Consider the following 17,381-nt stretch of genomic DNA (forward strand, 5'->3'; position numbering starts at 1 on the left):
CAGCAGGCGTGCCCCGAACCGGTCAGACGCCTTGGGGTGTTTCCCCGCGTGCCAGGCGGGCGTTGATGTCTTCAACCACCGCCGCCAGATCGACGATGGTGTCGATCAGGTAATGCGGGCGGGCGCCTTCGAACAGCTGGCCGATGCGTGTACGTTCTTCGGCAAGTTTCTGCGCCGGCAGCGCCTTGAACTGCTCGTAGGTCAGGCCCAGGGCATTGCCGGAGCATGTGAGTGCCACCGTCCACATGCCGGCGCTGCGCCCTTCGAGAATACCCGGCCAGGTGTCATCGACCTTGACGCACGCCGCGACGTCGCTGATGCCCAGCGCGATCACATTGGCCAACGCCTGCGCCGGGTACGGGCGGCCGTTGGGCACTTCATCGGTGGCCACCACGTGGTCGGCGACGTAGCCGTTCTGGCGGGCCAGCTCCACGACTTTGGCCATGACCACTGCCGGGTAGCCCGAGCACGAGCCGATTTTGAGGCCTTTGCTGCGCAGGGCTGCAATGGCTTCCAGGGCGCCGGGGATCACCGCCGAATGCAGTGCAATCTTTTCGATTTGCAGGGGCATGAAGCGTTCATACAGCGCGGTGACGTCCTCATCGGTCGGCAGGCGATCAAACACGGCGCGGTAGCGTTCGGCAATTTGCGGCTGGTTGCACAGCGTACGGATGTGGTCCCACTTGCCCATGCCCATGGGGCCGCGCGCCTCCTCCAGTGACACCGCCACGCCAAACTCGGCAAAGGCTTCGACGAAAATCTGGGTGGGGGCAAACGAGCCGAAATCCACCACGGTGCCTGCCCAGTCGAGGACGACAGCTTGCAGTTGCTTGGATTGTTGGTAATGCATGGTCAATCTCCAGTTGCGGGTACAGGGAGGCCGTCCCTTTCGCGTGCGAGAGGTAGGCGGCCAGTTCAAGGGTCAAGCGTGTGGGGTATTCAGGTGGTCGGTGTGGGGCTTGAGTCGAACAGTTCGGCGATCATGGGTCGATTGCGTCGGATGCCCAGGCAACACAGGTGGTAGTCGATGGAAAACGGGTGATTTACAAAGGTAATCGGGGTCGTACCGGGCGTTTCGGCGTATTCGACCGCCGATACAAAACCGATACCGATACCCTTGGCGATCGCATGCACGATGGCTTCGCGGCTGTTGAGTTGCATCACACAATTAAGCGAGACACCCAGGCGTGTGCAGCTTTCCTCCACCAGTTGGCGGGTGCGCGAGCTTTTTTCACGCATCACCCATTTCTCCTGACTGATCTGCTCCACATGCACCTCCTTCTGGCTGGCCCAAGGATGGTCGTTGCGCACCACGGCAATGATCGGGTAACGGTGGTAAAGCTGCGTGTCGAAGCGCTGGTCGAATTCGGACAGCGCCAGGATCGCCACATCGATATCAAAATTGAACAGCCGGTCCAGGGTTTCCTTTTCGGGTGAGAAGGAGGTTTCCAGCTCGATATCCGGGTGACGTTGCATCAGCTCGTACGTCAGGTTCATCGCAATCGGCGGCGACACCGCCCCCAGGCGTAACATGCCGAGCTTGCGTTGCTTGAAACTCTGCAGCAATTGCACGGCTTCATCCTCTTGCCCGAACAGGCCCTGGGTGATCGCATACAGCTGGTGGCCCGCGGCGCTCATTTCGACAAAACGCCCGCGCCGGTGGAACAACTCAACGGAGAACTTCCTTTCCAGGGCATTCACCTGTTCGCTGACGGTCGGCTGCCCAACACTCAGGAACTCGGCGGCAAGGGTGAAACTGCCGGTCTTCGCCACCGCATGAAAGGAGCGCAGCCACTTGTGGTACTGGTACATGCAAAGGTCCTGTGGCTGGCTCAGCGTCTGATGAACAGTGCGACCACCGCGCTGCTCAGGCAGGCAGTCGTCACCACCAGAAAGATCAGCGACGTATTGCCGGTACTGTCGAGCATACTGCCGATCAGCGGTTCCGCCAGCCCGGCAAACAGGTAGGACGAGAAATTCATCACACCGGTCGCGGTCCCGGCGCGCTTGGCGCCGACCAGGTCCGGGCACAGAGCCCAGAAACTCGACGCCGGGCCATAGACGAAAAAGCCACACAGAAACAACGCGACCAGGCCGATGGCGCTATGCGGCGGCAGGCTCCACATCCACAGGCTGGTGGCGGCACCGAGGACCATGTACAGCATGATCGCCAGGTAGCGTTTTGATCCGAACAGCTTGTCCGACACCCAGCCATTGCTCAAGGCGCCGATGGCCATGCCAACGGGCAAGGCAACGGTGATCCACTTGGGGTCGACCAGGCTGTCGCCGCTTTTCCAGTTGGCGCCCAGGAAGTGCACCGGCACCCACACGATCAAGCCGTAGCGCGCAGCGTTCTGAAACCCCAGGGACACGGCTGCGATGATCAGGCGGGCATTTTTCAGCACCGCCTTGTAGCGCTGTAACGAGCTTTCGACGGCGCCGTGCGCCACCTCATGGTTCTTGTCTTCGGCATTGGCCACGCCGGTATCGGCAAGGGCTTCGAAACCCATGTCCTGTGGGCGTTCGCGGGCCACCAGGTAAAAGATGATGCCGCCGGCGAGCATCAGCAGCACCGGCAAGCGGAAGATCCAGCGCCATTCCAGTTGCAGCACTTCAAGCACGATAATCGATGTGACGTAGGACAGGATCGAGGCGCAACCGGCGGCGAAGACATAAAAGCCGTAGACCTTGCCGCGCTCGCCCGCGCTCCACCAGTTGGAGATCAGCCGGCTGCCGGGCGCCCAGCCCAGGGCCTGAAAATAGCCATTGAGGCCCCAGGGCAGGATCAGGCTGGCAAAACCGCCGGCAAAGCTGGTCACCCAGTTGGCGGCGCACGACAGCACCGCGCCGAGGGTCATGATGCGCCGCCCGCCAAACTTATCGGCAAGGTTGCCGTTGATGGCCTGGCCGATAGCGTAGGCCCACAGCATGGCCGCAGAGGCCCAGCCGAGGGTTTCCTTGGTCAAGCCGAACTCGGCCTGGATGCCGGGGATGGCAAAACCGAAGGTTTGCCGGCCAGTGTAGAAAAACAGGTAGCAGAACATCGCTGCCAGCAGCATTCGCCATTGGGCGACTCGAAACGAGGCGGTTTTCACGGTAAGGCCAGGCAAGGCTTGGGCACGGTTCATGATCTTTTCCTTTTTATTGTTGGTTCCCACCGAGTGGTGTCGGTGGGCGCACTCTTGCGAGGGTGCGGCAGGAAATCGTCGCTACAGGGGTAAACGGCTGGCTTCAGGCGGCGTGGGCACCGATGAAGTTTTTGCCGCGTGCGCCCTGCAGGGCGAAGTTGATCATGGCTTCGGCCTGGGAGGCTGTTACACCGTAGTCGGCAAACTCCGTCTTCACCTCAAGGCTGTGCAGAAAGTCGCGCAGCCTGTGTTGGGCGTGCTGCAAGTCGCTGCCGAAAATCCGCTGAAGGGTTCGGTCACGCGCTGCGTTGCGACCCCAGGCCAGGCCCAGCACCAGCGGCAGCGTGAACGAGCAGGCAATGCCATGCGGCAGGCCGTGGTGCAGGGTCATTTCGTAGGAGATGGAATGGGCGAGGGCGGTCTTGGTGTTGGAGAACGCCAACCCGGCTTTAAGGGCCGCCAACGCCATGCGCGAGCGCAGTTCCTGATTGGCCAGGTCACGCCGCAGCAACGGCAGGCATTCGAGGATGTCTTCGATGGCCGAAATGGCGAACGTATCCGAGATGGGGTTGGCATTGATGTTCCATACCGCTTCCAACGCATGGGACAAGGCGTCCAGCCCGGTGGAGACGGTGACGCCGGCGGGCACGGTGAGCATCAATTGTGGGTCGATGATCGCCACCTTCGGCCAGGTACACGCCAGGTGCAGCGAGTACTTTTTCAGGCTCGCCGAGTCCCAAATGGTGGCCCAAGGCGTGACTTCACTGCCGGTTCCCGCCGTGGTGGGCGCGGCAATCAGGATTTTGCTGCGCGCAGGCACAAAGGGTTTGCCCGTGGCCAGCAACGCCAGCAACTCATCGAAACGGCCGGACTCGGTGCCCACAATCAGCGCTTTGGCCGTGTCGATGGCGCTGCCGCCGCCCACGGCAATCACCGCATCACAGTCGCCGGCTACCTGCCAGAAACGTTCATAGGTATCGCGCAGTTGCGCCACGTCGGGGTTGGGCTGCACGTCTTCGATGAGGTACACCAGGCGGTCGCCGAGCAGGTCCTGGATGCGTTCCACCAGGCCCAGCCCACGCGCTTCGGGAAAGGTCACCAGCGCCACGGTCTGGCCCTGGGTGATGTCGGCAAGCTCGAGCAGGCTGCCGCAGCCGAAACGCGTGTCTACTGGGTTGTGAAATCGGGCAGTCATGGCGAGTCCTTTGTTTTTGTTGTTGGAAGTGGCCCCATAGTCGGGGCGCTTCAACAAAGGCTCAAATCGATAATTCGCGGGTGTGCATCGGCTGGGCCGATAACGGGCCGGTTCAGGCGTGATTGAAGTGGGTGCGCGGTGCGACGGTTGAGGCTGCAACATCCCATGTCAGCAGGAGTTGAGTGATCGCCGCGTCGATAGCCACATGCGGCACGTTATCGCGCGCCAGAATCGAAACGCCCTGCAAGAAACTGTCAAATACCGTCGCCATCGACGCTGCCTGCGTGGTGCCCGGCAATTGCCCAAGACGTATCCCGCGCTCAATGCAGGCCACAATCCCGGCCCGGGTGCGCACGCGCGATTGCGTCAGCGCGTCCGCGACCCGCGCGTTCTCCGGGCTGGGTGCGCTCATCACGCCCAGCGCCACCATGCAGCCTTTGGGGTGCCCGTCTTCACACTGCATGCGTGCTGACTGGCGCAGCGCGGTTTCGATGGCCTTACGCGGGGGCAAAGCCTCATCCCACAGGCATTCGGTGACCTGGGCGTAGGTGGCCAGATAACGCTGCACGCATTCATCGAACAGCGCTTCTTTGGAGCCGAATGCGGCGTAAAAACTCGGCGCGGAGATACCGCCACCCAACCCGGCCTTGAGCTGGGCGAGGGAGGTGGCGTCGTAACCGTGCTGCCAAAACAGGTGCATGGCCTGTTCCACGGCCTGGTCTCGGTCGAAATTACGCGGGCGGCCCATTTGTGCCATGTCGGGAATCCTCTGGGTAAGCGAGATAAATACTAGTCGATACATAAGTCGTTGACAACGAGCTGTGTGTGCACGCAACATTTATATCGATCAGTATCTAAGTCATCTCAAGGAGTCTCCCGTGACACCCTCACTCAGCTTATCCGCGGCTTCCGACCGGCTGCCCATTGGCGCCTTGCTCGCCCTGGCCATGACCGGCTTTATCTGCATCGTCACCGAAACCCTGCCCGCCGGGCTGTTGCCGTTGATCAGCGACGGCCTGGCGATTTCGCCGTCGATGGCCGGGCAGATGGTCACGGCCTACGCGCTGGGGTCGGTGCTGGCGGTGATTCCCATGACCATTGCCACCCGAGGCTGGCGGCGGCGCAACGTGTTGCTGCTGACTATCGTCGGCTTTCTGCTGTTTAACTCCATCACCGCGCTGTCGTCCCAGTACGGCGTAACCCTGGTGGCGCGGTTCTTTGCCGGCGTGGCGGCGGGGCTGGCCTGGAGCCTGCTGGCCGGTTATGCCCGGCGCATGGTTGCGCCGCATCAACAGGGTCGGGCGCTGGCACTGGCCATGGTGGGTACGCCGATTGCGCTGTCGCTGGGTGTGCCGCTGGGCACTTGGCTGGGCGGCCTGGTGGGCTGGCGTACGACGTTCGGCCTGATGTCGGCGCTGACGCTGCTGCTGATCGTGTGGGTGCTGGTGAAAGTCCCGGACTATCCGCCGCAGCCTGCGCACCAGCGTCTGTCCCTGGGCCAAGTGCTGACCACGCCCGGCGTGCGGCCGGTGCTGGCGGTGGTGATCAGTTGGATGCTGGCGCACAACATTTTGTACACCTACATTGCCCCGTTTGTGGCGCGTGCAGGCTTGGCTGAACGTGTGGATTTAGTCTTGCTGGTGTTCGGCATTGCCGCGTTGGTGGGGATCTGGTTGACGGCCAAGCTGGTCGAGCCGTTGTTGCGTAAGACGGTGCTGGTAAGCCTGGTGACGTTTGCGGCAGTAACCCTGGTGTTCGGCTTTTTGGGCAGCGTGCCGCAGGTGATCTACCTTGGCGTGGCCGTGTGGGGCCTGAGCTTTGGGGGGGCCGCGACACTGCTGCAAACCGCGTTGGCCGATGCCGCTGGAGAGGGCGCGGACGTGGCGCTGTCGCTGAACGTGGTGGCGTGGAACAGCGCCATTGCGGCCAGCGGCGTGGTCGGTGGCGTGTTGCTGGAAACGTGGGGCGCCGCCTCATTTCCATGGGCAATGACGCTGTTGCTGCTGGTAGCGTTGGTGATTGCCTGCACGGCGCATGCCCATGGCTTCAAACCGGGACGGCGGTCAGCCGATGGGCCTGCGGTGGCAGGGCACTAGGTGCTAAGCGAGCTTCACGGTCATGGTGCCGCCTGCCAGTTCGGCAAGTTGCTTCCCCGGCAGGCGCAGCATCCTGCGTGAAGCGCTGGCGTGCTTTAACGAGGTGGGGAGCCTGGCTCAGGCGGCCTGGAATTCGATCCGTCAGGCGTCGCACTAAAGGTTAAAGTGAGGGTCCATTAGGCTCCTCACTTTAAGATATAAAACATGCACTTACGCATTATTGCAGTCGGCCTGTCGGCGTGTGTTCTGCTCTCGCCCGGCGCGCAGGCCCGCAGCCTGCTGGACCTGATCAAACCACCGGCCCATGAACACACTTCGCGCTCAAGCTCCATCAGCCAAAGCGCGGCCCTTGGTCTCTATTCCCGTCAAGAAAAACAGCTCTCCTTCGACGGCTGCGCGGACCTGTTTCCTGGCGCCACGCCGATCAACACGGCCACCGTACCCGCCTCGATGAAACCCATGGCGCTGTGTTCGGATCACTTTGCGGTGCTCTACTCGCAAACCAGCAAGACGCCTTTGGTGGTGGTCGAGCGTTTGAACGCCGCACAGTTGAAAGACGCCAAGGGTGAAGAGCGCACCAACCAGTTTTATCCCGACCCGCGCATTCCCAAAGGTGCCCGCGCCGAGCTGAGCGACTACCGCAGCCAGCACCCGGCGGTGGACCGCGGCCACCAGTCCCCAGCCGCCGATGCGCCAAGTGCAAATGCCATGGCGCAGTCCTTCGCCTTGTCGAACATGGTGCCGCAAGACCCCACCAATAACCGCAAGATCTGGAGCAAGGTCGAGGCCGACGTGCGCAAGTTCGCGGTACGTGCAGGCGGTAATGTGTTTGTGTTCACCGGCCCGTTGTTTGATGCCGGCTACAGCACCATCGGCGACAACAAGGTGTGGGTGCCGACACGCCTGTTCAAGCTGGTGTACGACGCTTCGTCCAAACGTGCCTGGGCCTATGTGCTGCCCAACGCCGAAACCCGTATCCAGAAGCCGATGGACTACGACACCTTTGTGAAAAGCACCGGGCTCAAGTTGCTCGGCAACTTGCCGGTTACCGGTTCGGTGGGGCGGACATGAGCCCTTTCGGCCGGTCTGTCTGACGCTTGATCGGCCCGTTGTACTGACACCCACGGGGTGTCGGCACAGCGAGCGCCTCAGGGCTTTAGACTTTTTCGATCCAGCCTGCCGGCGCTTCAACGTCGCCGTTCTGGATGCCCGTCAACTCATTGAACAAACGTTGGGTCATCGGGCCGGCTTCATGTTCACTGTGGAATACATGCAGGTGATCGTTGTAGCGGATACCGCCAATCGGTGTGATAACCGCCGCGGTGCCGCACGCGCCGGCTTCCTTGTACGCCGCCAGGTTGTCGATATACACATCCTCTTCCACCGCCTTGAGCCCCAGACGGCTTTGCGCAAGCTCGATCAACGAGGCGCGGGTGATGCCAGGCAATACTGAAGGCGAACGCGGGGTCACAAAGGTGTTGTCATGGGTGATGGCAAAGAAATTCGCCGAGCCGACTTCTTCGATTTTTTTATGGGTCAGCGGGTCGAGGTAAATGCAGTCGGCAAAACCCGCCTGCCGTGCCTCGGTACCGGGTAGCAGGCTGGCCGCGTAGTTTCCGCCGACCTTGGCGGCGCCGGTGCCATTGGGGGCGGCGCGGTCGTAGTCCGAAATGATGAAGTTGCTCGGTTGCAACACGCCTTTGAACAACGCGCCGACCGGGATGCAAAACACGCAGAAGATAAACTCCGGCGCGGTACGCACACCGATGTTATCGCCCACACCGATGACGAAAGGTCGTAGATACAGCGAGCTGCCTGTTCCGTAGGGCGGCAGGAAGCGTTCGTTGGCCTTGATCACCTGCTTGCAGGCATCAATGAATTGCGCGGTCGAGACGGGCGGCATCAGCAGCCGTGAGCAACTGCGCTGCATACGGGCAGCATTCTGATCGGGGCGAAACAGGTTGATCGAACCATCCTTGCAACGGTAGGCCTTCATCCCCTCAAAACACTGCTGGCCATAATGCAACGCGGTTGAGCCTTCGCTGATATGCAGCTGGTTATCTTCGGTCAGTGCACCTTCCTGCCACTGACCGTCACGCCAATGTGCGATGTAACGAAGGTCGGTTTTCCTGTAGCTGAAACCCAGGTTATTCCAATCCAGTTGCGGATGTTCCATATCACGACTCCCGAACCCGGCTACGGGTGGTATTTATTGGTTCCAGTTGATGCTCAAGGAAGCATCAAGCCATTGGTGGTAAGCGCTCGCCGCCTCATCCGAGGCATGTACCGAGAAGATGAAGCCTGGGTAGCCGCCAAACGCGGGAGGGGGTGGTGAAAGATGCCCTGCCTCGAAAAAAGTCACGATCCGGGCGGTTTCAGGGTGCTCCGCGACCTTTTCCAGCCCGCTGAAACCGTTGAAACGGCCATCGCCGCGCAGAGGAATGATGTAGTTTGCTGCCACTTTGGCGGCCGGCAGCACATCGGGCAGTGCCGGGGTGGGCAAACCCAGGGCGGCCTTCATGCACAGTGCGGCGAACGACACGCCGGTGCTCTGTTCCACCACAAAGTGCGAGACCCCCGAGCCCCCTATGCGTGCGCCGATTTCAATCACATACGCTTGCTGGTTGGCATCCAGGCGCAGCTCCACATGGGCGGCGCCCATGGTAATGCCCAGTGCCTTGACCCCGGCGCGCGCGGTCTCACACAGGGCCATGATCAAGGGGTCGTCGATATCTCGACGCTGGCGGTAGATCGTTTCTTCAAACCAGGGCCCTTCGGGTTGGCCCTTGTCGCCCACTGCCAGGACATGCACCCCTTCGATATCGACAAAGCACTCCACAACGAATTCTTTACCCGGCAAATACTGTTCAACAACCAGGCCTGCGGCTTTGTCCTGGTCATAGAAACGAGCCAGGTCCTTGCTCTGGACCTCCCAGACCGCGTTGACGAGGGCGGGAAGCTCTTCGGCCGTTTTGGCCAGCATCACACCGGTGCTCGACCAGCCGGAGAGCGGCTTGATCACCAGTGGCAACCCCAGGGCGCGGGTTTGCGACAGGTCGTGCGGGTTATCGATGTAGCAAAAGCCCGGCGACCTCAAGCCTGCCTCGGCAAAGGCTTGGCGCATCAGGTACTTGTTGCGGGCCAGCGCCGCCACATGGGGATCGATGCCAGGTGTACCAATTTTTTGCGCCGCCAGTGCCGTCCAGATGATCGCTTCTTCGCGAACCGTCATCACCCCGCCAATCCCTCTCTCTTGCACGCCGGCCCCGAACACTTCCAACGCCACCTGCGGCTCGTCGAAAACCGGCAGCTGCCAGGTCGACGTGACTGCCGGCAAGTGCGCGGGGGCGCTTTCGGTCGTGTCGTAAATCAGTACCAGTTCAATACCTGCCGCTTCTGCGGCCTCAAATACAAAGGACAACTTGGCACTGCGGTGGCAAACCAACGCCAGCTTTTTCATTGTATTTCCTCACTAACCGGTTGGTTTGGGGCACGACGCTTGAACGTCCAGCCCGAGGCGCCTGATGCATCCATGAATAACAGGGTGATCCCCACCATGACCGCAATCATCGCGACGATTTTTACTGCACCCAAGGTCGTGCCGGAGCCGATCAACCACTCACCGGTGACCACGGCGAACGGTGCCAGCAAGCCAATCGCATTGGCATACAGCACGCCGCCCTCGGCCAAAACCTTCTGGTACAACACATACACCGGCGCCGAGCAGGCAGCCCCCAGGATCAGCACTTTGAGCGCATCCTCAAGGTTCAGGCGCAACAAGGGCGCGGGGTCGAGAATGAACAGCGGCACAAAGCACGCCGCGGCGATCAGTGTGACCCAGGCCAGCGAGTTGATCAGTGGTAAATCCTTGAGGTAGCGCTTGGACAGCAGGCCATAAACGGCGTAGGAAAGCGCCGCGACCAGGGCCAGCGCAATGCCTGACGGGCTGACTGCGCCAACGTCGCCGGTGTGGGTGTTGAACGCCAGCGCCGCGACACTGACGATCACCACACCCGCCAGTTTGAGCCAGGAAAACCCCAGGCTGCGTGTCAGCAGGCCCAGCAGGTAGGTAATGCCCGGAATCGTCGCCAGGACCATGGTCAGGTCGCTGGCTTTCAGCGTTTTCAAGGCGCCGAAGCTGCAGACAAAATAGAGCGAGAACCCCAGGATCGACAGGATGAAAAACCCCGGCATCCTGGCGAGCAGCGGCTTGGATGCCAGCGGCGGTCGCGTGCCGAACGCCACGATCAACCATAAGGCGGCGGTTGTGGCCCACAGCCTGAGCCCAACGGCATGCATCACCGAAATGCTACCGAGCAGGTTTTTCGACAGCAGCCAACTGATCGAGAACAACGCGAGAATGGCCAGGGTGAACAGCAGCAGACGGACCTTCAATGCATTCATTGGGGGCACTCGGCCAGCACGCGGCGTGCGTAGTGCGTGGCCGGGAAATTGAAACGTGCCAGTGGGGTTTGCGGTGTGCCCAGATGCTGCTGCACATAGGCTTTGGCACCCGCCAGGTAGGTCTCGTCGTCGAGTGCTTCGAGGGCCTCGATATCGGCAATCATCGACACAAGCTTTTGGTCAAGACGCTCGCTGTCAAAGCTGAGGTGGCCGTGCTCGGTTTCGACCAATGCCTTGGCATTGATCAGCATCTCAAAGAGCAAAATCCCGGTGCCAGCATCGAACGTCATGTGCTGGTCCGAGCCCTTGGGGTAGCGGAACATGCGCTCGAGCAGAATGAACTCGGCGATTTCACGCCAAAAGTCCGGACGGTGTTCCAGCACCAGGCGCACCGTAATCAGGTCACACTTGGTTTCTTCCAGCAGGCCGGTAAACCAGTTCAGCTTTATGTACAGGTTTTTGTCCAACGGGCGTGGCCCGGTGTGGTGCGCATAGTCATGGTAATAACCCCACAGGCAACGCGCGTCGTACATGTCTGGCTCAGACATCTGGCGGCTGCTCAATTGGCCGAACAGAAACGGGCTTTGGCGCCCGAACAGACGGTCTGCCTCGACGAGTGTCTGTTCGTTGTAGATACGCAGAAACTTGCTGAAGAAGAACAGCGCGAAGGTTTGTTTATCGACCTTGGCTGCCGTCGCCACGGACTCTGGAAACAGCACTATGCAATTGCCTTGCAGGAACCCCTTCGAGGCCGCTCCAAGCTTGATGCATTGAAACGGTGCCACGTACTGCTCGGTGTACTGCGCGGCCTTTGCCAGGTAAGGGGTTTCACTGCGGTAGCCGGTGACCAGCTCCAGCCGAAAGCCTTCGGGGTCAGGGCCGTTGGTCGCGCGCATGGGGGCCAGTAGAAACAAGGCGTCGCCGGGTGCAGGGGTGTTGAAACTGGCGAGAGTTTTATCGAATAGAGGCCGTTGATCCAGGCCATTCTTCAGCCAGTTGCCCAGGTCTTCCAGGGTCGCCGTCAACAGCGGCGCAGATAGCCCGTCGATGATTGCGGCGTGCCGGTCGAGCTCGGTGATCAAGCGGTTGATGAGGGCATGGTCGGCTACGTTCGGCGCCTTGATGCTGCCATCCAGTTCCTGGCGGGCACGCACTTCATCGACGATATTGACCAGGGTCGACAGCGGATCAGGCTTTTGCATGGTCGGCTCGCTTCAGCGAATGGACCAGAAAGGCCATCGGCACCTGGCCGAAATCCTCAATGATGTTCAGCTCATGCAGGTCTGCCGCGACCACGGTGGTCACGCACGCATCTGCCTGGCCAGTGCTGCACAGCACGGCGGCATCGGCATTGCTGTTGGCGAACACTTTGCGGTAGTGGCTTGCCACCAGGGATTGGGGCGCGGGATGGGTTGCCACACTCTTTATCTGGTCGGCGCTGGTACGGCTCGCAAGCACCATGGAGTGGGTCGGCATGATGAAGCTGTCGCACAGCTCCATATCGCCCAGGCGGGTAAAAATCAGCGTATGCAAATCGGGGTACGCGGCGCAGCTTAAAAGATAGCCGTCCTGTTTTCCGGACAACTCATCAAAGGCTTGCTCAAGCGTCTCATGCAGAACAATTCGCTGCGTGCCATTGCGCGCTTCACGAGAATCAAGCCACCACTGCGCGGCGGTGGCGCAATTGGTACCCTCGGGGCCGAGCGTATAGATGGTCGGACTGATAGCCGTGTGCATGCTTTAACTTCCTTGTCAGAGCCCACCGGACAGCGGGCCAGAATCCATTCCTGCCACCCATTGGTGGCTGCCTTGGCGGAGGTTACTGTAGGTTTTTTGTTCAAGCAATACACCCGGCGAAACTAAACGTTGCCACCTTCGCAGGCGTTGCCTGGCCGTCTGAATTCCTGCAAAGGCCGACCCTGTCAGGGTTTATACTCACCGCCAAACTTCCCCCCCGATCAAATCCGAGAAAGCCCATGAGCACCTCCCTTTCCCTGACCCCCGCGCGCAAGCCTATCGCGCCGTTGGCGGCTTTTATCATCCTGGTGGCGGGTGCTGTATTCCTGCAAAACAGCGTCGGCTCGCGCCAGGTGCTGTTGCTGGTGGTCGGCGCCGCATTGGGCTTGACCCTGTACCACGCCGCTTTCGGATTCACGTCGGCCTGGCGCGTATTTATCAATGATCGACGCGGCGCCGGTTTGCGCGCACAGATGGTCATGCTGGCGGTGGCGGTGTTGCTGTTCTTCCCGGCATTGGGCGCGGGCACGTTGTTCGGGCAGCCGGTGGTCGGGCTGGTAGCACCGGCTGGCGTATCGGTGGTGTTCGGGGCGTTTATCTTTGGTATCGGCATGCAGTTGGGCGGCGGTTGTGCGTCCGGCACGCTGTTCACCGTCGGCGGCGGCAATGCGCGCATGCTGGTGACGCTGCTGTTTTTTATCTGCGGTTCGCTGATTGCCACGCACCATGTGGATTGGTGGTTCGCGTTGCCGGCGTTCCCGGCGGTGTCCATCGTCAAGAGCTTCGGCGTGTTGCCGGCCATGATTCTGAGCCTTGCCGTGTTCGCGGTCATCGCGCTGGTCACCGTGCGTTTGGAGAAGGGCCGTCACGGCCAGCTTGAACCCGGCGTGAGCAGCGAGCACATCGGCCTGCGCCGCTTCCTGCGCGGGCCTTGGCCATTGGTGTGGGGGGCAATCGGTTTGGCGCTGCTTAACTATGCGACGCTGGCGCTGGCCGGGCGGCCATGGGGCATTACCTCGGCGTTCGCGCTGTGGGGCGCCAAAGTGGCCAGCGGCTTGGGTGTGGACGTGGCCAGTTGGGCGTTCTGGCAAATGCCGGGCAATGCCAAAGCCCTGGCAGCGCCCGTGTGGGAAGACATCACCAGCGTGATGGACATCGGCATCGTCCTCGGCGCGCTGTTGGCCGCGGGCCTGGCCGGGCGTTTTGCCCCAAGCCTGAAAATCCCGGCACGCTCGCTGGTGGCCGCAGTGATCGGTGGTTTGCTGCTGGGCTATGGCTCGCGCCTGGCTTACGGCTGCAACATCGGCGCGTACTTCAGCGGCATCGCGTCCGGCAGCCTGCATGGCTGGGTGTGGTTGGTGGCAGCGTTTATCGGTAACAGCGTCGGTGTGCGCCTGCGGCCGTTCTTCTTCGCAGGCGAGCGACCGCAGGTGGCCTTGAGCGGTTGCTGAACCCCAACGACCTATAAGGCAGGCCCATGATCAGAGAACTGAGAACCTTCGTAAGCGCCGCCCGCCGTGGCACTTTCGCCGCCGCCGGGCAGCAGGTGGGGCTGACGCAATCGGCGGTGAGTGCGCAGATCAAACACCTCGAGGACGCCCTGGGCGTCAAGCTGTTCGACCGCACCGGTCGCTCCGCCACGCTCAATGCGGCCGGGCAGCGCGCGGTGCCGCTGGCGGAGGAGATCCTCGATATTTTCTCGCGCATGGGCACGCCCGACAGCGCCAACAACTTTCAGGGTTCGCTGCGCATCGGCGCCATCGGCAGTGTGCAAACCGGCCTCCTGCCCCAGGCGCTGGTCGCGCTTAAACGGCGTGCGCCGTTTATCGAGGTCAGCCTGGTGCCCGGCGTTTCGCTCAACCTGCTCAGCCAGGTGGATGCCGGTGAGCTGGACCTGGCGATCATGATCCATCCGCCGTTCAACCTGCCCAAGGACCTGAATATCGAAGTGATCGCCCGCGAACCCTTTGTGCTGATTACCGCCAAGGACGTGCAGGGCGACGACCCGCTGCAGATCCTGCGCGAGCAACCCTTCGTGCGGTATGACCGTGGCTCGTTCGGCGGGCGCCAGGTCACGCAGTTTCTCAAGGAACACAAGATCCAGACCCGGCAGGCGCTGGAACTCGACGAGCTGGACGCCATCGTCAAGATGGTACGCAGCGGCCTCGGCGTGTCGCTGGTGCCCCTGGCCGGCCTGTGGCTGGAACACGGCAGTGACGTGCGGGTTTTGCGATTGGACAAGCTCACGTTCTACCGTGAAATCGTGCTGCTGACCAAGTACACCCAGCGCCAATTGCCGCTCTTCGAATTATTCAGGGCGTGCGTCATCGAAGTGCTGGATGCGCCGAAGTAGGGCGCGAGCACCGAAATTATTGAGGCTCAGGGCGAAGGATATCCGCTTTATCCGTGGGGCTTTCTGGTGAAGAATCGGGTTCTAACCAAACAGAACCTGCAGGTAGCCACCGTGAGCCTTTCTCCCTTTCACCTAGCGATTCTCGTCTACGACCTGGCCGCCGCGCGTCACTTCTACGGCGATGTGTTTGGCCTTTCGGAAGGTCGCTCCAGTGCGCAATGGGTCGACTTCGATTTCTACGGCCACCAACTGGTGATTCACGAGCACCCCAAGACGCAATCCCAGGAATCGGTGCACTCCAACCCCGTGGACGGCCACGCTGTGCCGGTGCCGCATTTCGGCGTCATCCTGCAATGGGACCAGTGGGAAGCCTTGGCCGATCGGCTGCGCGCGCGGGAGACCGAGTTTGTGATCGAACCCTACATCCGCTTCAAGGGTGAGGTGGGCGAGCAGGCCACCATGTTCCTGTTCGACCCGTGCGGCAACGCCCTGGAGTTCAAGGCGTTCAAGGACATGGGCCAGCTGTTCGCCAAGTAATTGCTCACCGTGCGCAAACGTCCCAGGGTGATTTGCGCCGCTGAGCCGGTATGTCTGAATCGGTCCTGAAGTGGTCCGGCACCTGCCTGTCGCTCATCGGCGCGGGTGCTTACCATGGCTGCATCAACCACTGTGATGCAAGCCACAAGGCCCCGTCATGAGCCGCAAAGCCCTTATCGTTATCGATGTGCAGCATTCGTTCCGTCATTCTGCTTACTGGTCCGAAAATGACCTGCCGTTGTTCCTGGAAAAACAGCAAGCGCTGATCGATGGGTGTGTTCAACAGGGCATCCCGGTGATACAAGTCTTCCATGTTGAAGACCAAGGGCACTTTTCGATGGCATCGGGCAATGTCAAAACCTTGAGCGAGTTGTCGATCAACCCCGACCTGATCATCCACAAGCGCTTTCACAGCGCCTTCGCCGGCACGCCGTTGGCTGCACGGCTTACGGAGATGGGCGTGAGCGCGCTGATCATCAGTGGCATCCGCACCGAACAGTGCTGCGAAACCACCACCCGGCAGGCGTCGGACAGCGGTTTTGCGGTGGATTTTGTCAGCGAGGCGACCCTGACCTTCCCGATGGCCCACGCACGCAGTGGCCGCGAATACAGCGCCGCCGAGATTCGTGAGCGTACCGAACTGGTGCTGGAAGAGCGCTTTGCGCGCATCGTCACCGTCGCCCAGGCGCTGGAGCGTTGAACCCGTGAGCGTGCCGGTGCTGTTCGTGCTGTTGCCCAATGTGCTGATGCTGGACTTGGCCGGCCCCGCCGAGGTGCTGCGCCTGGCCGCGCAGAGCGAGGACCCTGCGGCTCTCGACTTCGACTTGCAGTACGTCAGCCCGGTGCCGTCCCTGCAAACCTCGATTGGCTTGCCGCTGGCCGGCTTGGCGCCCCTGCCGCCAAGCCTGGCGCCCGGCACGCTGGTGGTGTTGGTCGGCTCCACGTCAAAGGTGAGCAAGGCGCAGCAGCAGGCGTTCGAGTCGGCCAGCGACACTTTGACCCAATGGCTGCAAAGCGTGTTTGCAGCGTCGGGCCAGCGGCTGGTTTGCGTGTGCGCCGGCGCATTAAGTGCCGCCCGCGCGGGGTTGCTCGATGGCCGCCAGTGCACCACCCACCACGCGCTGTGCGAGGCATTGCAGGCCCTGGCGCCCAAGGCCCGCGTGTTGGAAAACCGGCTGTATGTGACGGACGGCCCGGTCAGTTGCAGCGCCGGTGTCACGGCGGGCATCGACCTGATGCTGCACCTGCTCGCCGAGCTGGCCGGGCCACGCCTGGCCTGCAGCGTGGCGCGCGACATGGTGGTGTACATGCGCCGCAGCGGCGCCGACCCGCAGCTCTCAGCCTGGATCACCGGTCGCAACCACCTGCACCCGGCCGTGCACCGAGTGCAGGACGCCATCACCGCGGCGCCCTGTGAAGCCTGGACCGTCACACGCATGGCCGAACTGGCGTGCACCAGCAGCCGACACCTGGCGCGGCTGTTCCACGAACACGTTGGCATCAGCCCGCTGGATTACCTGCACACGCTGCGTATCACCGTGGCCCGTGAACTGCTCATGGCGTCGAGCCTGGACATGGAAACCGTCGCCGAGCGCGCAGGCTTTGGGTCAGCCCGGCACCTGCGGCGTATCTGGAGCAAATATGAGGTGGGGACGCCTTCAGGCGGGCGTGTCGGCGCCGCTGGTTGAGGCTTGATCGGCCTCGGCTTCAAGTTTGGCGCGGTCTGCCTTGCTGATGTACTTGTCTTTGCTTTTCGGCGCCAGTTTGGCGCTGGCCTTCTTGGCTTTAGCCTTGAAGAGCTGCTTGAGTTTTTTCTGGCGGTTCATGTGTCGGTGCCTGATGGGTGAAGGCCCGGATGATATCAGGTTAAAAACCTGGGTCGCTTTTTAGCGTCAATCTGTGCATTGAACACCCTGGGGTTTTACCAATAA

Annotated in this window: 18 protein-coding genes; 7 read left to right on the forward strand and 11 right to left on the reverse strand. The window is 61.5% G+C overall.

The window, feature by feature from the left end:
* Positions 1 to 22: 22 nt before the first annotated feature.
* From phnX to AOA62_RS14220, 5 genes are all read right to left on the reverse strand, one after another.
* The gene (gene phnX, locus AOA62_RS14200; protein ID WP_099548946.1) at positions 23 to 850 is read right to left on the reverse strand and encodes a phosphonoacetaldehyde hydrolase; all 828 of its coding nucleotides are present in this window, start codon (positions 848 to 850) and stop codon (positions 23 to 25) included.
* Between the two features lie 89 nt (positions 851 to 939).
* Positions 940 to 1,812: a LysR substrate-binding domain-containing protein gene (locus tag AOA62_RS14205; protein WP_017137003.1), complete on the reverse strand. Its 873-nt coding sequence runs from the start codon at positions 1,810 to 1,812 to the stop codon at positions 940 to 942.
* Between the two features lie 20 nt (positions 1,813 to 1,832).
* Entirely contained in the window at positions 1,833 to 3,128 is a 1,296-nt protein-coding gene (locus tag AOA62_RS14210; RefSeq protein WP_017137002.1) for an MFS transporter, read from the reverse strand.
* Between the two features lie 103 nt (positions 3,129 to 3,231).
* A complete protein-coding gene (psrA, locus tag AOA62_RS14215) occupies positions 3,232 to 4,323 on the reverse strand; it encodes an iron-containing alcohol dehydrogenase PsrA (protein WP_026013707.1) in 1,092 nt (363 codons plus the stop codon).
* Positions 4,324 to 4,435: 112 nt separating this feature from the next.
* Positions 4,436 to 5,080, reverse strand: coding sequence for a TetR/AcrR family transcriptional regulator (locus tag AOA62_RS14220; protein WP_017137000.1), 645 nt, complete (start codon positions 5,078 to 5,080; stop codon positions 4,436 to 4,438).
* 121 nt (positions 5,081 to 5,201) lie between these two features.
* Between AOA62_RS14220 and AOA62_RS14225 the strand changes: the two genes are divergently transcribed.
* Positions 5,202 to 6,419 carry an MFS transporter gene (locus AOA62_RS14225; protein WP_099548947.1) on the forward strand — a complete coding sequence of 406 codons (1,218 nt, stop codon included), beginning with the start codon at positions 5,202 to 5,204 and terminating at the stop codon, positions 6,417 to 6,419.
* 204 nt (positions 6,420 to 6,623) lie between these two features.
* A complete protein-coding gene (locus AOA62_RS14230; protein WP_017136998.1) occupies positions 6,624 to 7,490 on the forward strand; it encodes a DNA/RNA non-specific endonuclease in 867 nt (288 codons plus the stop codon).
* Between the two features lie 85 nt (positions 7,491 to 7,575).
* Here the strand turns inward: AOA62_RS14230 and AOA62_RS14235 are convergent, their stop codons facing one another.
* Genes AOA62_RS14235 through AOA62_RS14255 form a run of 5 tightly spaced genes read right to left on the reverse strand, consistent with a single transcriptional unit; the run spans position 7,576 to position 12,560 of the window.
* Positions 7,576 to 8,595: a branched-chain amino acid aminotransferase gene (locus AOA62_RS14235; RefSeq protein ID WP_017136997.1), complete on the reverse strand. Its 1,020-nt coding sequence runs from the start codon at positions 8,593 to 8,595 to the stop codon at positions 7,576 to 7,578.
* A 33-nt stretch (positions 8,596 to 8,628) separates the two neighbouring features.
* Positions 8,629 to 9,879, reverse strand: coding sequence for an ATP-grasp domain-containing protein (locus AOA62_RS14240; RefSeq protein WP_099548948.1), 1,251 nt, complete (start codon positions 9,877 to 9,879; stop codon positions 8,629 to 8,631).
* Entirely contained in the window at positions 9,876 to 10,823 is a 948-nt protein-coding gene (locus AOA62_RS14245; protein ID WP_099548949.1) for a DMT family transporter, read from the reverse strand. Before AOA62_RS14245 ends, AOA62_RS14240 begins: the two co-directional genes overlap by 4 nt.
* Positions 10,820 to 12,025, reverse strand: a complete 1,206-nt coding sequence (locus AOA62_RS14250; protein WP_099548950.1) for a DUF6421 family protein — start codon at positions 12,023 to 12,025, stop codon at positions 10,820 to 10,822. The genes AOA62_RS14245 and AOA62_RS14250 overlap by 4 nt, the downstream gene beginning before the upstream one ends.
* The gene (locus AOA62_RS14255; protein ID WP_017136993.1) at positions 12,012 to 12,560 is read right to left on the reverse strand and encodes a hypothetical protein; all 549 of its coding nucleotides are present in this window, start codon (positions 12,558 to 12,560) and stop codon (positions 12,012 to 12,014) included. The genes AOA62_RS14250 and AOA62_RS14255 overlap by 14 nt, the downstream gene beginning before the upstream one ends.
* 239 nt (positions 12,561 to 12,799) lie before the next feature.
* On the opposite strand from AOA62_RS14255, the gene AOA62_RS14260 reads away from it, so the two are divergent.
* From AOA62_RS14260 to AOA62_RS14280, 5 genes are all read left to right on the forward strand, one after another.
* Positions 12,800 to 14,011 (forward strand): YeeE/YedE family protein, encoded by a 1,212-nt coding sequence (locus tag AOA62_RS14260; RefSeq protein ID WP_017136992.1) that lies wholly within the window; start codon positions 12,800 to 12,802, stop codon positions 14,009 to 14,011.
* A 26-nt stretch (positions 14,012 to 14,037) separates the two neighbouring features.
* Entirely contained in the window at positions 14,038 to 14,913 is an 876-nt protein-coding gene (locus AOA62_RS14265; RefSeq protein ID WP_099548951.1) for a LysR family transcriptional regulator, read from the forward strand.
* 111 nt (positions 14,914 to 15,024) lie between these two features.
* Positions 15,025 to 15,450 carry a VOC family protein gene (locus AOA62_RS14270; protein ID WP_099549006.1) on the forward strand — a complete coding sequence of 142 codons (426 nt, stop codon included), beginning with the start codon at positions 15,025 to 15,027 and terminating at the stop codon, positions 15,448 to 15,450.
* Between the two features lie 157 nt (positions 15,451 to 15,607).
* Positions 15,608 to 16,150, forward strand: a complete 543-nt coding sequence (locus AOA62_RS14275; RefSeq protein ID WP_099548952.1) for a cysteine hydrolase family protein — start codon at positions 15,608 to 15,610, stop codon at positions 16,148 to 16,150.
* A 4-nt stretch (positions 16,151 to 16,154) separates the two neighbouring features.
* On the forward strand, positions 16,155 to 17,138 hold the full coding sequence (locus AOA62_RS14280; protein WP_099548953.1) for a GlxA family transcriptional regulator: 984 nt from the start codon (positions 16,155 to 16,157) through the stop codon (positions 17,136 to 17,138).
* Here the strand turns inward: AOA62_RS14280 and AOA62_RS14285 are convergent.
* Complete coding sequence (locus tag AOA62_RS14285; protein WP_017136986.1) at positions 17,109 to 17,276, reverse strand: DUF2986 domain-containing protein; 168 nt, start codon at positions 17,274 to 17,276, stop codon at positions 17,109 to 17,111. The two genes, AOA62_RS14280 and AOA62_RS14285, sit on opposite strands and share 30 nt — an antisense overlap.
* Between the last annotated feature and the right edge of the window lie 105 nt (positions 17,277 to 17,381).

Source organism: Pseudomonas sp. 2995-3, from assembly GCF_002742565.1.
GTDB lineage: Bacteria > Pseudomonadota > Gammaproteobacteria > Pseudomonadales > Pseudomonadaceae > Aquipseudomonas > Aquipseudomonas edaphica.